This is a genomic window from Actinomadura sp. NPDC047616, from assembly GCF_040642915.1.
Classification (GTDB): domain Bacteria; phylum Actinomycetota; class Actinomycetes; order Streptosporangiales; family Streptosporangiaceae; genus Spirillospora; species Spirillospora miaoliensis.
On record NZ_JBEYTB010000002.1, the window covers coordinates 1 to 12,666 of the forward strand.

13 protein-coding genes, 1 rRNA gene and 2 pseudogenes are annotated in these 12,666 nt (G+C 70.6%); 7 read left to right on the forward strand and 9 right to left on the reverse strand.

Annotation, left to right across the window (positions count from 1 at the left end; translation table 11 throughout):
- A 16S ribosomal RNA gene (locus ABZ801_RS04480) occupies positions 1–82 on the reverse strand; the annotation flags it as partial.
- A 1,133-nt stretch (positions 83–1,215) separates the two neighbouring features.
- Here ABZ801_RS04480 and ABZ801_RS04485 point away from each other — a divergent pair.
- Entirely contained in the window at positions 1,216–1,458 is a 243-nt protein-coding gene (locus tag ABZ801_RS04485; RefSeq protein ID WP_360692730.1) for a hypothetical protein, read from the forward strand.
- A 912-nt stretch (positions 1,459–2,370) separates the two neighbouring features.
- Positions 2,371–2,604 (forward strand): VWA domain-containing protein, encoded by a 234-nt coding sequence (locus ABZ801_RS04490; protein ID WP_360692733.1) that lies wholly within the window; start codon positions 2,371–2,373, stop codon positions 2,602–2,604.
- On the opposite strand, the pseudogene ABZ801_RS04495 reads toward ABZ801_RS04490, so the two are convergent.
- Both ABZ801_RS04495 and ABZ801_RS04500 read right to left on the reverse strand, forming a co-directional pair.
- Positions 2,580–2,663 (reverse strand): annotated as a pseudogene (locus tag ABZ801_RS04495) (hypothetical protein); the annotation flags it as partial. The gene ABZ801_RS04490 and the pseudogene ABZ801_RS04495 sit on opposite strands and share 25 nt — an antisense overlap.
- Before the next feature lie 436 nt (positions 2,664–3,099).
- Complete coding sequence (locus ABZ801_RS04500) at positions 3,100–3,642, reverse strand: DUF4232 domain-containing protein (RefSeq protein WP_360692736.1); 543 nt, start codon at positions 3,640–3,642, stop codon at positions 3,100–3,102.
- Positions 3,643–4,139: 497 nt separating this feature from the next.
- Here ABZ801_RS04500 and ABZ801_RS04505 point away from each other — a divergent pair.
- Positions 4,140–4,235 (forward strand): annotated as a pseudogene (locus ABZ801_RS04505) (IS5/IS1182 family transposase); the annotation flags it as partial.
- Between the two features lie 235 nt (positions 4,236–4,470).
- Here ABZ801_RS04505 and ABZ801_RS04510 read toward each other — a convergent pair.
- Positions 4,471–5,427: a pyridoxal-phosphate dependent enzyme gene (locus ABZ801_RS04510; RefSeq protein ID WP_360692739.1), complete on the reverse strand. Its 957-nt coding sequence runs from the start codon at positions 5,425–5,427 to the stop codon at positions 4,471–4,473.
- Positions 5,428–5,451: 24 nt separating this feature from the next.
- Between ABZ801_RS04510 and ABZ801_RS04515 the strand changes: the two genes are divergently transcribed.
- Together ABZ801_RS04515 and ABZ801_RS04520 are read left to right on the forward strand one after the other, a co-directional pair.
- Positions 5,452–5,976, forward strand: a complete 525-nt coding sequence (locus ABZ801_RS04515) for a peptide deformylase (protein WP_360692742.1) — start codon at positions 5,452–5,454, stop codon at positions 5,974–5,976.
- Positions 5,973–6,644 carry a GntR family transcriptional regulator gene (locus ABZ801_RS04520; RefSeq protein WP_360692745.1) on the forward strand — a complete coding sequence of 224 codons (672 nt, stop codon included), beginning with the start codon at positions 5,973–5,975 and terminating at the stop codon, positions 6,642–6,644. The genes ABZ801_RS04515 and ABZ801_RS04520 overlap by 4 nt, the downstream gene beginning before the upstream one ends.
- 622 nt (positions 6,645–7,266) lie before the next feature.
- On the opposite strand, the gene ABZ801_RS04525 is transcribed toward ABZ801_RS04520, so the two are convergent.
- The 3 genes from ABZ801_RS04525 to trxA all read right to left on the reverse strand — a co-directional run bounded on the left by ABZ801_RS04525 (position 7,267) and on the right by trxA (position 9,043).
- The gene (locus tag ABZ801_RS04525; protein WP_360692748.1) at positions 7,267–8,103 is read right to left on the reverse strand and encodes a putative RNA methyltransferase; all 837 of its coding nucleotides are present in this window, start codon (positions 8,101–8,103) and stop codon (positions 7,267–7,269) included.
- 34 nt (positions 8,104–8,137) lie between these two features.
- Positions 8,138–8,539 (reverse strand): Hsp20/alpha crystallin family protein, encoded by a 402-nt coding sequence (locus tag ABZ801_RS04530; protein WP_360692751.1) that lies wholly within the window; start codon positions 8,537–8,539, stop codon positions 8,138–8,140.
- Positions 8,540–8,689: 150 nt separating this feature from the next.
- Positions 8,690–9,043 (reverse strand): thioredoxin, encoded by a 354-nt coding sequence (gene trxA, locus ABZ801_RS04535; protein WP_344950622.1) that lies wholly within the window; start codon positions 9,041–9,043, stop codon positions 8,690–8,692.
- Positions 9,044–9,173: 130 nt separating this feature from the next.
- On the opposite strand from trxA, the gene ABZ801_RS04540 reads away from it, so the two are divergent.
- Complete coding sequence (locus ABZ801_RS04540; RefSeq protein ID WP_360692754.1) at positions 9,174–10,235, forward strand: sigma-70 family RNA polymerase sigma factor; 1,062 nt, start codon at positions 9,174–9,176, stop codon at positions 10,233–10,235.
- Between the two features lie 189 nt (positions 10,236–10,424).
- Positions 10,425–11,780, forward strand: coding sequence for a class II 3-deoxy-7-phosphoheptulonate synthase (locus ABZ801_RS04545; RefSeq protein ID WP_360692758.1), 1,356 nt, complete (start codon positions 10,425–10,427; stop codon positions 11,778–11,780).
- A gap of 47 nt (positions 11,781–11,827) precedes the next feature.
- On the opposite strand, the gene ABZ801_RS04550 is transcribed toward ABZ801_RS04545, so the two are convergent.
- Positions 11,828–12,247 (reverse strand): ATP-binding protein, encoded by a 420-nt coding sequence (locus ABZ801_RS04550; protein WP_360692761.1) that lies wholly within the window; start codon positions 12,245–12,247, stop codon positions 11,828–11,830.
- 70 nt (positions 12,248–12,317) lie between these two features.
- Positions 12,318–12,662, reverse strand: a complete 345-nt coding sequence (locus tag ABZ801_RS04555) for an STAS domain-containing protein (RefSeq protein WP_360692764.1) — start codon at positions 12,660–12,662, stop codon at positions 12,318–12,320.
- Between the last annotated feature and the right edge of the window lie 4 nt (positions 12,663–12,666).

A 12,666-nucleotide genomic window follows, 5' to 3' on the forward strand; every position in this document is an offset into this window, starting at 1 on the left:
CGAAGGGGCCTTTCCGCTCGACTTGCATGTGTTAAGCACGCCGCCAGCGTTCGTCCTGAGCCAGGATCAAACTCTCCATCAAGGTCCAACGACCCACCACACGGACGGGCCAAACCTCAGAGAAAATCCCGGCAATGCAATCCCGAAAGACTGCCTGCCTCAAAGAAATCCCCACCCCGAATCCTCACGGACCAGGGCAACGGGGGTGGCCGGACACTCACGTCCAGCCAACTAAAGGCACTGGCTTTTAACACGCTGTTGAGTTCTCAAGAAACGGACACCCACCGCGTGGTTCCCGCTTTCGCGTTTCCCGCCCCCGGGGCGACTCTTCTAATTTACCTGGCCTTTTCCTCCTGTCAAACTGACCGCTTCTGGGTCAATTCGACAATGGATGTCCAGACCAGGAGTCCCACAAATCGAACAAGAGCCTTGATCGGCTCAACTTCGACTCGTGGAGGTTGCCCACCGGGTCGGCCGCCTCACCGGCGTCCAGCACCCCGCTCGGGCTGACCAGATCAGTCTACAGCACACCGAGCGCCGCTCGGAGCCGTCTCCAGATCTGGTCCCCGGGGCCGTCCGCCTCGCGGCGTCCCGCATCCCTCAGGTGCGGAAGACTTTAGGCAGGCAAGATCGAGGCAGTCAAATCGAGGCGGCCGGGGGACGCCGGCATCTCAGTGGTCCAGGGCACGTCCGCATGAGGGTGCCGCCTGCGGAGCCCATGACAGCGACAAGGCGTGGGAGGGCATGGTCGGCGGCGTCATAGCCGTCCGTATGCGTCGATCACCGGCGTTCACGTCTGCCGTTTCGTTCCACTTGCCGAGGCGTTGCGAGTTTGCGCTGGTCAGCCAGTTTTCAGGATTGAACGATCTGATCGAGCGCTGCGGCCTCTGCAGCAGAGAGTCCAGCCGTCGTCGTGACGACGCGGTGGGAAGACATCGCCCATCTCTGTCTGGACGCGTTTGCCAGCTTCCGCGCCGGGCGATGACGGTGTGTCTCACCGTGGTGGAGCCGGTGAACGACTTCGCGTCCGCTCCGGGATGGCCGACGATCGCTGAGCCGGCCTCGCGCCTGCCGAACTCGACGGAGGGGCGGGGAGCGGGTGGCACAGGGTCCTGGTCAAAAGCGTCGGTGCAGTGCGAGGCGGCGTCGCGACGGTCAGATCGGAGGGCCGGCCGTCGCGAGCTTTGAACGCAACGGCGATGGCGGCGTTGCCGGGTGGTCTGGCTGGTGGCGGCGGTGACCGTGCTGGCTGTAGACGGGGCCGCCGCCGGAGGGCCCTGCGGCGAGCGGGCCCCGCACCGACACCGCCCGCTCGACGAGGCGCAGCAGGACGGCGCGCTGCTTGCCGACGCCGAAGGCCGCGTCAACGAGGCAACCGACAAGCTGATCGCCGAGCCGGACTTCAACGCAGTCATGACAACCCAGAGCAGCGACAGCGGACTGAGCGATGTCGCATGACCCCCGCGCGAAAGTCGATGATCGCCGCCTCCGCGCCGGTCTTCCTGACGGCCCTGGCCCTGGGCATCACCGCGCCGACCACCCGCTGCCAGCTACTCCGCTACTGCAGCAATGGCCTGTGGACGACGGCTTCGGGCTGCTGTTCAGGTCTCCCGCAGCTGCGTCGCCACCGCTTGCCCCACACCGGCTGCGGCCGAGGAAGCAGGAACCCGTCATTCGCGGCCCGTTTCATGACCGCAGCGCCCGGCCTCGACCGTCCTCGCCGACGCGGACCTGTAAACGCGTCGCCGAGCAGGCCGCACTCGGCGCGTTCGACTCCACCGGCCAGAAGTGCACGGCCACCTCACGTCTGATCACTCACACGCGAGTCAGCACAAGTGGAAGCAGCACAGCCCTGTACGACCGCCGCACGAGGCCGGCACCTGGCCCTGCTGCTCATGCGGGTCGTCGCCGTGTCGCGGGTGGAGCCGGTGCTGCGTCGGGTCGACGCCTGGATCGACGACAGGGTGCAACCGCCACGGCGTGGTTGCTGGCCATTGCGGGGTTCCTGGTGGCGCGGGACACGGGCACCGACCCCTCCGCCCCCGCTCAGGTGCCGTCCCAACGCTCCGAGGACGCGCAGACGGCAGGCGCAGTCAAAGCACCCGCCCTCTGGCGCCGTTCAGTGTTGCCCGGCATCGGCGCCGTCGGGAACGGGCTCATCCGCGCGCGTCATCCGAGTCGGCGGGCGCGCCAGTGAACGCGGCCGAGGCGGCAGTGACCGCGCGCATGCTCACCCTGACCTGGCAGTCACCGACCTTGCCCAGCGTGCCCGCGTACTGCCGGGCCGCCCTAGAGACGAGGATCCGTACCTGGGCGAAGCCGGCTTCGCCCGCCCACCGGTGTCAAGATCCCCGCGACCGCGCCACCGTCATGGTCGCCGTCGACGACTCCCTGTCGATGATGGCCCGCGACGTCACCCCCACCCGCTTCGAGGCCGCCAAGGCCGCCGCCAAGAAGTTCACCCGCGACCTGCCCGGCCGCTTCAACGGTGTCATCGACTACTCACCCGCCGGAGCGTCCACCTGGTCGATCATCGCCGCCGACCGACGCCGTACCGCAGCCAAATCCCAGGTCGAGGACGTCAGGACCTGCTGCAGCCGCTGATGATCGACGCCAAGCCGCTCCGCCATCGGCTGCATCGACTTGCGGCGCGCGTCCAGCAACAGCCCCGCGCATACGACTCGCCCGTGCGCGCTGGTCCGGCTGCGGAGACCCCGCGAACACTCCGGCGGTGTACTCCTCTAACCGCGACCGGACCGCGGCGCCTCGGCAGACCTCACAAACCACCATCGTCACCGAGATCAGAAACGTGGCGAAGCATTATTAGGGCTGTTGCGAGGTCGGATCAGATTGTTCGGCCGGCCTGGCCCGGGGCGCTCAGGTTGACGCACCGGGATTGCGGATGGGCCAAGACCGCCCGGCTCCATATCCACCAGGCGACCGCACACGGAAAGCGGGCACGCGCAACGACTCGCGCATGCCCGTTTCCCCCCTCAGCGACCAGGCGCTCAGCTATGTTTCGCCTTGAGTGGCGACGACACCTGCTGCTCCGCTCCCATTCCACCGCGGAATCGCCGGGGGACAAGCAGGGTCGCTGATTCACGCCTTGACCTTGATTGGCGACAGCTTGAGGGTTCCCTTGTTGCAGACCGGACCGAAGGTCCACTCGACCACGTTCCACTCCGGCTGGGGCTCGGCATTTCCCGGGAGGTCGACGTCCACCGCCGCCGGCTCGGGCTGGCACCGACCGTCATCGGGCTCGTCACCGGTGGGAACGACGACCCATTCCATGGGGATGACAGCCGTCTCGAACGGCTCCAGCGTCACCGGTTCCGGAGTCTCGGACGGATAGACGACACGAGTGGGGAGCTGGTTTCCTTCGGCGTCGAGCAGCCTCAAGCCCACCTTCGTGCTGACGCTGCAGTCGTTGTCTGAGTCGTTGTGGATGAGCATGTCGGCATACCGATGCCCGGTCGCCGCGCCGCCCGGCTCGATCGTCACGTTGACTTCCCAGAACTGGCACCAGCTCGGCTCCGCGGTCGCCGGGGCGTCGGCGAGCGCGGCCGTCTGCCCGGCGATCAACATGGACGCTCCCACCGCACCGCCTACGATCGCACGGCGAATACCGTTCACCACTCGCATACCGAACTCCTTGTCGAGATCCCAGTGCCACACAGGGCTGCCTCGCACCTGAGTGAAACAGGACACGGCGACCTTTCGCTTTCCTCTCGCTGACACGATGCGCACTGCGCCTTTACTCGCCCGCGAGACAGACGGCGCCCAGGACGGGGCCGATGATCGATGAGGCGTTGTCGGACTTCCGAGGCACCGTGACGTGGTCGTCGTCACCCACAACCGCCGCATGCGGCCGCGCTCGCGGCCGAGCGGCGGGCGGCCAGTGGCAGCACGACGGCGCCATGCGGGGGGGAGATGATGGAATGACAGGTGCCGTTCGCCGCGCGTGCAGGTGCGGACCAGCCCATACCCAGCAGGCTTCACCGGCTCCCACCTGACGCTGCGCGACAGGCACGTCGCCGAGTTCACCGCCGCCCCGGTGCGTCACCCCGAAATCGAGGGCGAGGCGTTCCGGTCCCCGCTGGTGCCTGGTGAAGAGAGCCACGGCCGGTTTCGCAGCGGGGGTGGACTCCACGATCGTGCGCGCCCACCAGCACACCGCAGGCGCCCGCAAAAGGGGCACGGGCGGGGACGAACCCGGCATCGCGGGCGGCCGGGCAGGCGCTCGGACGGCGTGAGCTGTCGGGGGCATCGTGGCTGGCGAGGCTGGGGAGCGGTCTCGCCGGTCGCTCCGGCAGCCGAGGCCGATCGCTGCACCCAGCGGTGTCGGCCGCTGTTGAGGGGCCGTTCGGCCGGGCAGTTCCTCGGCAGACCGCCGTGCCTCTTGCCGGTCCGCGGCCTCGAAACACCCCTCACAAACGTTCGCCGATGGGGCTCGGCGAGGGTGGTGGCGGGTCAATCCGCGCGGCCGCCGGTGCCGGTGAGCTCGGCGCGGAGGTCGGGAGCGAGGTTGGCGCCGGTGATGATCGTCGCCAGTCCGTCCCCGGAGATCCCGTGCTGGAGGGCGGCGGCGATCCCGGCGGCGCCGGCCGGCTCCACGAGCAGGCCGAGCGTGTCCCGCACCACACGGACGGCCCGGCGGATGTGCTCCTCGTCAACCAGCACGACAGCGTCCACACAGTTCAGCATCCGGTCCACGGCGATGGGGACGGGCTCGCGCACGGCGATGCCGTCGGCCGCCGTCCGGGGTGAGGAGGAGGCGACCGGCCGGCCCTGCCGCCAGCTGTCGGCCATCGCGGGCGCCCCGGCCGCGCAGACGCCGATGATCTTCGTGCCCGGCGAGACCTCCTTCAGCCAGCGGCCGACGCCGGCGATGAGCGCGCCGTTCCCGACCGGCACCAGCAACGTCCCGACGCCCAGTGGCGCCAGCTCGACTCCGATCGTGCCGGCGCCCTCGGCGATGCTCGCCTCGTCACCGTCCTCGACGAACAGCCGTGCGGGATCCTCGGCGGCATAGGCGCGGGCGGCGACCTTCGCGGCGTCGAAGTCGTCACCGGTCAGGATCACCTCGGCGCCGAGTTCCCGCATGCGCGCGACCTTGGCGGGGTTCGCGCTCGTCGCCGCGAACACGACGACCTCCACCCCGCGCGCACCGCCCGCGTACGCGATGGCCTGCCCGAAATTGCCGGCCGACGCGCAGACCACCGTCCGGCCGCCGGGCACCCGCCGCAGGTAGTAGTCCGCTCCGCGGCCCTTGAACGACCGGATGGGGTTCAGCGTTTCCACCTTGACCAGGGTGTCGCCGCCGAGGCGGCGGGACAGGGCGGCGTCGACGAACTGCGGCGTGTTCAAGAACGTGGGGTCGATGAGGCGAGCGGCCTCTTCGATGTTGCCGAGCGACAGATCGGTCATTTGCGTATCGTATACGATAGGCGAATGACGATCAGACCGACGCTTCAACTCGGCGACCCGGCGCTCCGGACACCCGCCCGGGAGATCGACCCGAAGTCGCCGGAGCTCGACGGCCTCGTCGGCGACCTGGCCGACACCCTCGCGGACTGGGTGCGGCGCACCACGTACGGACGCGGCATCGCAGCACCCCAGATCGGCGCGCCCGTCCGGCTCGTCTACATGTCCATCGACGAGCCGTGGGTGCTGGTGAACCCCCGGATCACGAACCGCTCCGCCGAGACCTGGCAGCCCTGGGACACCTGCCTCAGCTTCTCCGTCGAGTTCTTCGGCCGTGCCGAGCGCTCAACGTGGATCGACGTCTCGTGGCAGTCCCGCGACGGAGAGCACCACGCCATGCGCGCCGAGGGAGAACTCGCCGAACTCCTCCAGCATGAGATCGACCATCTGGACGGGATCCTCGCCGTGGACCGGATGCCCGCGCTGGATACGCTCTGCATGCGCTCGGAGTTCGAGCGCCGGCACCGCGAGGAAAGCCCCTATCGTCAATGATCCCGGCAGAGCCAGCGCAGCAACCCATCCCCCGGCCCGAACCGCTCCGCGAGGCGGTCTACGCCCGCATCGTGGACCTCATCCTCAACGGGCACTATCCGCCGGGCGCCGCGCTCACCGAGGCGTCCCTGAGCCGCGCGCTCGACGTCTCCCGTACTCCCGTGCGTGAGGCCCTGCTGCGGCTGGAGGCCGAGGGAGTCCTGTCGTCCTCGCTGGCCCGCGGCTTCACGGTCCGGCCCCTGGTCCGCCGGGAGGTCGTCGAGCTGTACCCGATCCTCGGCTCGTTGGAAGCCCTCGCCGTGCGCACGGCGCGTCCCCCGGATCCCGCCACGCTGGACGCCCTCCGGGAGACCTTCGGGGAGCTGGCACGCTGCACGGACCCGGTCCGGCGCTGGCGCCTCGACACCGAAGCCCACGGCGCGCTGGTGGCGGCGTCGGGCAACGGCCACCTGATGACCTTCGTCAGGCGCCTCCGGACCAACGTCTCCCGCTACGAGTTGACCTACATGCGCGAGGCCCGTTCCCGGGAGGACGCCGACCGCCAGCACGTGGAGATCGTCGACGCTCTGGCCACAGGCGACCCGTCCACCGCCGCCACCATCCTCGAACAGCACTGGCATGACGGCATGCGCGTGATCCTCAACTGGCTCGACCAACGCGACTCCTGACCCCCGGGGCCCAGGCGTTGTCGGCTTCGCGGCCAGGACGATGGCGCACGACCTACCAGACATGCCCGCGAACATGAGGTGCGTCCGCCCGGCTCGGCGCCCGCCGTCGCGCGGGTGATGGGCGTGTGAGGTCGCCTCTGTGGAAAGCCGATCGCCGATGCCCGTCGTCGCCTTCCGCAGGGGCCCGGCCGGCCGCTCGCATCTGACAGGGGCGTCGCCCCCACCGGCCATACGCGACCCAACGTTCTTCGCCCCGAAGCCCGTCGCGTACTCTGCACGGCCGCAGCGCGCCGCCCCGCTGGCGCCCGAGTGACGGCGCACGCCCGGTCTTGCGCGCACGGTCACTGGCCGACGCACGCCCCGCGTCCTCAGCGGCGCCATGACCGGCACCCGGCAGCAACCGGCCTATCCGGCTGGCCTGCTGCGCCAGGCGCCAGCCATGGCAAGACGCTCGCTCCTTTCTTCAGGGCCGCCGATGCTGACTCGGCCCGGAGGGCGTCGCCGCGATAGTGGCTCGCTGGGGTCCTCCCCCGGCGACGATGCGGAACCCGCATCCATCCGCGCTGCCGCGGATTTCCGTGAGCAGCCTGGCCGAAGGGCTGCGCGTGCGGGGTGCAGGCTGCTACGGGGTGGAACGGAAGGTGGAGATCACGAAGGAGAGTGGGGTGGTGACCGGCGCGGGGAGGGCGGTCAGGCGGCGTCGGAGTTCGTCGGCGGGGACGTGATGGGCGCTGGGGCCCATGCCGACGAGTGCTTCGGTCTCCGTGTGGTCGAGGGTCGCCTGGTACTCCAGAGTGCGCCGTGCCTCCAGGGTGAAGTGCTCGCCGAGCGTGGAGTCGACGCGTTCGTTCTTCTGCTCGTCCACCGTCACCAGGCCGAGGGCTTCGACGAGGGGGCCGAGATGCCGGGGCGAGGGGGTGACGGTGATCAGGAGGCCGCCGGGGCGCAGCACCCTCTGGAACTCCGCGGCGTTGCGGGGCGCGAAGACGTTGACGATCGCGTCCACCGAGTCGGTGCGGACCGGCAGGGGGCGCCACAGGTCGGCGACCACGGCTCCGATCCGCGGATGGGCGCGGGCCGCGCGCCGGGCGGCGTACTTGGAGAGGTCCAGCGCGATGCCCACCGCGTGCTCCAGCGGCTTCAGCACCGCGCTCAGGTAGTAGCCCGTGCCGGCGCCCGCGTCGAGGACGCATCCGGTCTCGGGTCCGGTGGTCACGATCTCGGTGAGGGCGTCCGCCATGGGGGCGAAATGGCCGGTGGCCAGGAAGTCCTCGCGTGCGCCCACCATCTCGGGGGTGTCGGCGGTGCCGGGGCGGGCGTTGCCGGGCAGCAGATTCGCATAGCCCTGGCGGGCGATGTCGAACGCGTGTCCTCGTGCGCAGCGCAGCGCCTTGTCTTCGAGGAGCAGCGGTTCCCCGCATATCGGGCACGCCAGACGTTCGACCACATCAGCCAACACGTGTCCATGGTCTACCACGCCCAGGGGCGCCGGGTCAGCGGCGCGGCCGGTTGCCGGGGACGGCGAGGGCGATCTCCAGGACGCCGTCGGCGTAGTGGGTCGTGAGGGTGTCGCCGTCGGCGCCGTGGGGCAGCGTCACGACCCTGCGCAGCAGACCGTAGGGGATCTCGGTGTGGTTCCGGTTCCTCAGGTCGGCCCGCCGGACGGCCCTGATCTCCAGGGTGCGGTCGTGTACGGACACGCGGACGTCCCGGGACGGGTCGACGCCGGGCAGGTCGGCACGGATGATGTACCGGCCGTCCTGGACGTAGTCCTCAGCCCGTATGGGACGGCCGGCCTGAAGGAGACGGGCGAGCGGGCCGTACCGGGCGACCCGGCGCAGCACCGCCCGAGGCCAGGGCAGCATCCGAGGCCGGGGCAGCAGTGGCGCGGGCATCACCGGCTCTCCTCCCTGACGGTCGCCGGACGGTCGTGCCTCCATCCGACTCCCGCCGAGCGGATCCGTCCAGTCCGCGCCACCGAACCCGAACCCAAGGCGTACACGAACCTCACCAGGCCCTGGGCAGGGCCCGGGCCGTGAGGTCCGTCAGGACTTCAGGCGACGCCGCACGTCCTCCATGTCCAGGCCGCGGACCTGCTCGATCACGTTCTCCAGCACCGCGTCCGGCAGGGCGCCGGGCTCGGCGAACACGATCACGCCGTCGCGGATCGCCATGAGGGTGGGGATCGAGCTGATGCCGAAGCGCTCCGACAGCTCGGGCTGGTCCTCGGTGTCGACCTTGCCGAACACGATGTCGGAGTGCTTCTCGGCGGCCTTCTCGAAGACCGGGGCGAAGCGCCGGCACGGGCCGCACCAGGCCGCCCAGAAGTCGACCAGCACGATCCCGTCGCTCTGGGCCACGTCGTCGAAGTTGTCAGCGGTCAGTGTGACCGTCGCCATGTCGGTTTCTCCTCGGTCGGGGTATCAGCCTGGGTAGCGGTGGACAGCCCCGCAGTATTCCCGACGTGGGAATCACAGAGCGGTAATTGGCGTTCTCCTTCTAGGGAGATCGCACCGGAGAAGGGTCAGGATGGCTGCAACCCGTAGCAAGGGCGACAGGATCGACGCCCTCGACAAGGACCTCGTCGGGGCGTACCTCGACCGGATCGGCCGAACCCCCCTGCTGGACGCGGAGGAGGAGGTCGACCTGGCCAAGGCGATCGAGGGGGGCCTGTACGCCGAACAGCTCCTGGAGGAGGGCCCGATCCCCGACGGGACCACCCGCGAGGAGCTGCAGGAACTCGTCGAGGCCGGGCTGCGCGCCAAGCAGCGCTTCGTCGAGGCCAACCTGCGCCTGGTGGTCTCGATCGCCCGCAAGTACCCCACCGACGCGCTGCCCCTCATCGACCTCATCCAGGAGGGCAACCTGGGGCTGATGCGCGCGGTGGAGAAGTTCGACTACCGGCGCGGCTTCAAGTTCTCCACGTACGCGACCTGGTGGATCCGGCAGGCCATCGGGCGTGGCCTCAGCCACACCGCCCGGACGATCCGGCTGCCGGTGCACGTGGAGGAGGAGCTGTCGCGGCTGCGGCGGGCCGAGCGCCAGCTGGGCCGCGACCTGGGCCGCGATCCCACGCGCGAGGAGCTGGCCGAGGCCGTGGGTGCCGAGCCCGAGCACGTCGACGAGCTGCTGAGCTGGCGCCGCGATCCCGCCAGCCTGGACGCCACGGTCGACGACGCGGGCGAGACCGCCATGGGCGACCTGCTGGAGGATCCCGACGGGGTGACGCCGGAGGCCGAGATCCTGGCGCTGGACGAGACCGAGGGCCTGGGCCGCCTGCTGGAGCGGCTGCCCGAGCGCGAGTCGGCGATCCTGCGGGCCCGGTTCGGCATGGACAACGGCCAGCCGCTGTCGTACGCGCAGATCGGCGCCCGGTACGGCCTGAGCCACAACCGGGTGCGGCAGATCACCGACCGGTCCCTGCGGCGGCTGCGGCAGATGGCCGTCGAGGCGGACCTGACCGGGCAGCGCGGGCCCGCGCGTGCGGCGGCCGTCCAGGCCGCGGCGACGCCGGCCCCGCAGGGCGTGCCGGAGCGCAAGGTCGCCGCGGCGGCCGTCCGCGCGGCCACCGCCGGCAGCAAGGCGGCGTGACATCCCGTAACGCGGTGTGAACGCGACGGCCGGGCGGACCGCTCTCCGGTGGGCTCCACGTCCGCCCGGCCGGGACGATCTTCCGTTTTTTACCCTCCCGCAAGGCCGCGGCTTGGGCGGCGTCCGGAAGTTTTCCGGTTTTCTACGTCGTGGACGTCATGCCGGGCCTGCCGGAGTGCCATAGCCTTGATGCCCGTGAGTACATCTAGCGTCACGGGGGAGCTCGACGCCTGGCGCGCCCTCCCGGCACTGCAACAGCCCGAATGGGACGACGAGGCCGAGCTGCGCACGGTGGTCGAGGAGCTGGCCAAGCAGCCGCCGCTGGTGTTCGCGGGCGAGTGCGATCAGCTCAAGGAGAGCCTGGCGGCGGTCGCCCGGGGCGAGGCGTTCGTCCTGCAGGGCGGCGACTGCGCCGAGACCTTCTCGGGTTCCACGGCCGACGCCGTCCGAAACAAGCTCAAGACCCTGCTGCAGATGGCCGTCGTGCTCACCTACGCCGGCCGGGTGCCGGTGGTGAAGATCGGACGGATGGCCGGGCAGTTCGCCAAGCCGCGGTCCAAGCCGGCCGAGGTGCGCGACGGGGTGGAGCTGCCCGCCTACCGGGGAGACGCCGTCAACGGCTTCGAGTTCACCCCGCAGGCGCGGCGCAACGACCCCCGGCGGCTGCTGCAGGCCTACTACTGCTCGGCCGTCACGCTGAACCTGTGCCGGGCGTTCACCACGGGCGGGTACGCCGACCTGCGGCAGGTGCACGCCTGGAACCAGGACTTCGTGGCGGGCAGCCCGGCCGGGCGCCGGTACGAGCGGCTCGCCGGTGAGATCGACCGGGCGCTGGCGTTCATGAAGGCGTGCGGGGCCGATCCCGAGGAGTTCCACGGCGTGGAGTTCTACTCCAGCCACGAGGCGCTGCTGCTGGAGTACGAGCGGGCGCTGACCCGTATCGACAGCCGCAGCGGGCGCCCCTACGACGTGTCGGCGCACATGGTGTGGATCGGTGAGCGGACCCGGCAGCTCGACGGCGCCCACGTGGAGTTCCTGCGGCACATCCGCAACCCGATCGGGGTGAAGCTGGGCCCGACGACCACCGCCGACGACGCGCTGGCCCTGATGGAGCGGCTCAACCCCGAGGGCGAGCCGGGCAGGCTGACGTTCATCACCCGGATGGGCGCCGAGAAGATCCGCGACGCGCTGCCGCCGCTGATCGAGAAGGTGCACGGCAGCGGGTCCCCGGTGGCCTGGATCTGCGACCCGATGCACGGCAACACCTTCGAGGCGCCCAGCGGGCACAAGACCCGCCGGTTCGACGACGTGCTGGACGAGGTCACCGGGTTCTTCGAGGTGCACCGGGCGCTCGGCACCCACCCCGGCGGCATCCACATCGAGTTCACCGGCGACGACGTCACCGAGTGCGTGGGCGGCGGCCACGAGATCGTCGAGGACGACCTGCACCAGCGGTACGAGACGGCCTGCGACCCGCGGCTCAACCGCGGCCAGTCCCTCGACCTGGCGTTCATGGTCGCCGAGCTGTACCGGGAGACCCAGTGACCCTCCGGGTCACGCCGACGGGCTAGCCGGGCGCGCGGGGGCCGGGGTCAGATGGCGACCTCGGCCCAGACGACCTTGCCGCCGGACACGGGCTCGGCGCCCCAGGCGGTGGCGAAGCGGTCGACGATGAACAGGCCCCGGTGCGACTCGTCCAGCGGGCCGGGGACGGTCAGGCGCGGCATCTGCGTGGCGCGGTCGCGGACCTCCACCCGGACCCGGTTCTCGTCGCGCTGCAGGCGCAGTTCGAGGGCGGTGCCGGCGTGCCGGACGGCGTTGGCGACCAGTTCGGCGACGATCGCGGTGACCAGTTCCTCGCGGTCCATGAGGGCCCAGGTGCGCATGGTGCGGGTGGCGAGGCGGCGGGCGTACTCGACGGCCTCGGTCTGGGGGGCGGCGCGCAGCGTCGTCTCGGTCATCGCGGTGGCCGCCGGGGGGTTCGCGGGGTCGGCCGCCGGTCGGGCGTCCACGGGGCGAGGGTCCATGGGTCGGGGGTCCACGGGGCGGGGGTCCATGTGTCTGTGTCGTCGTCGCCGCGCATCACGCCCGGCCCTCGGAGCCCTCGCCGCCGCCCGTGGCGCCCGCCATCAGGAAGCGGTCGAGCCCGGTGGTGCGCAGCACGTTCTCGACGCGCCCGTAGGCGCCCGTCACCATCAGGGTGGCGTTCTGGGCGCGGGCGTGCTTGTAGGCGCGCACGAGCACGTTCAGGCCGGAGGAGTCGCAGAAGTCGACGGCGGTGAGGTCGACCACGACTTCCCGCTCCCCCGCGTCGACCAGCTCGGTGAGCCGTTCTCTGAGTTCCTCGGAGGAGTGCAGGTCGATGGAGCCACGCGCGGCGATCGTCGCGCGGCCGTCGTGTCGCGTCGTATGCAAGGCCAGCCCCACGTCA

Coding starts and splice junctions, on each gene's coding strand:
- ABZ801_RS04510 (WP_360692739.1), bottom strand. CDS start 5,427: ATGACCGATCTGTCGCTCGGCAACATCGAAGAGGCCGCTCGCCTCATC.
- ABZ801_RS04530 (WP_360692751.1), bottom strand. CDS start 8,539: ATGCCCGCGCCACTGCTGCCCCGGCCTCGGATGCTGCCCTGGCCTCGG.
- trxA (WP_344950622.1), bottom strand. CDS start 9,043: ATGGCGACGGTCACACTGACCGCTGACAACTTCGACGACGTGGCCCAG.
- ABZ801_RS04500 (WP_360692736.1), bottom strand. CDS start 3,642: ATGCGAGTGGTGAACGGTATTCGCCGTGCGATCGTAGGCGGTGCGGTG.
- ABZ801_RS04515 (WP_360692742.1), top strand. CDS start 5,452: ATGACGATCAGACCGACGCTTCAACTCGGCGACCCGGCGCTCCGGACA.
- ABZ801_RS04520 (WP_360692745.1), top strand. CDS start 5,973: ATGATCCCGGCAGAGCCAGCGCAGCAACCCATCCCCCGGCCCGAACCG.
- ABZ801_RS04545 (WP_360692758.1), top strand. CDS start 10,425: ATGCCCGTGAGTACATCTAGCGTCACGGGGGAGCTCGACGCCTGGCGC.
- ABZ801_RS04540 (WP_360692754.1), top strand. CDS start 9,174: ATGGCTGCAACCCGTAGCAAGGGCGACAGGATCGACGCCCTCGACAAG.
- ABZ801_RS04490 (WP_360692733.1), top strand. CDS start 2,371: ATGGTCGCCGTCGACGACTCCCTGTCGATGATGGCCCGCGACGTCACC.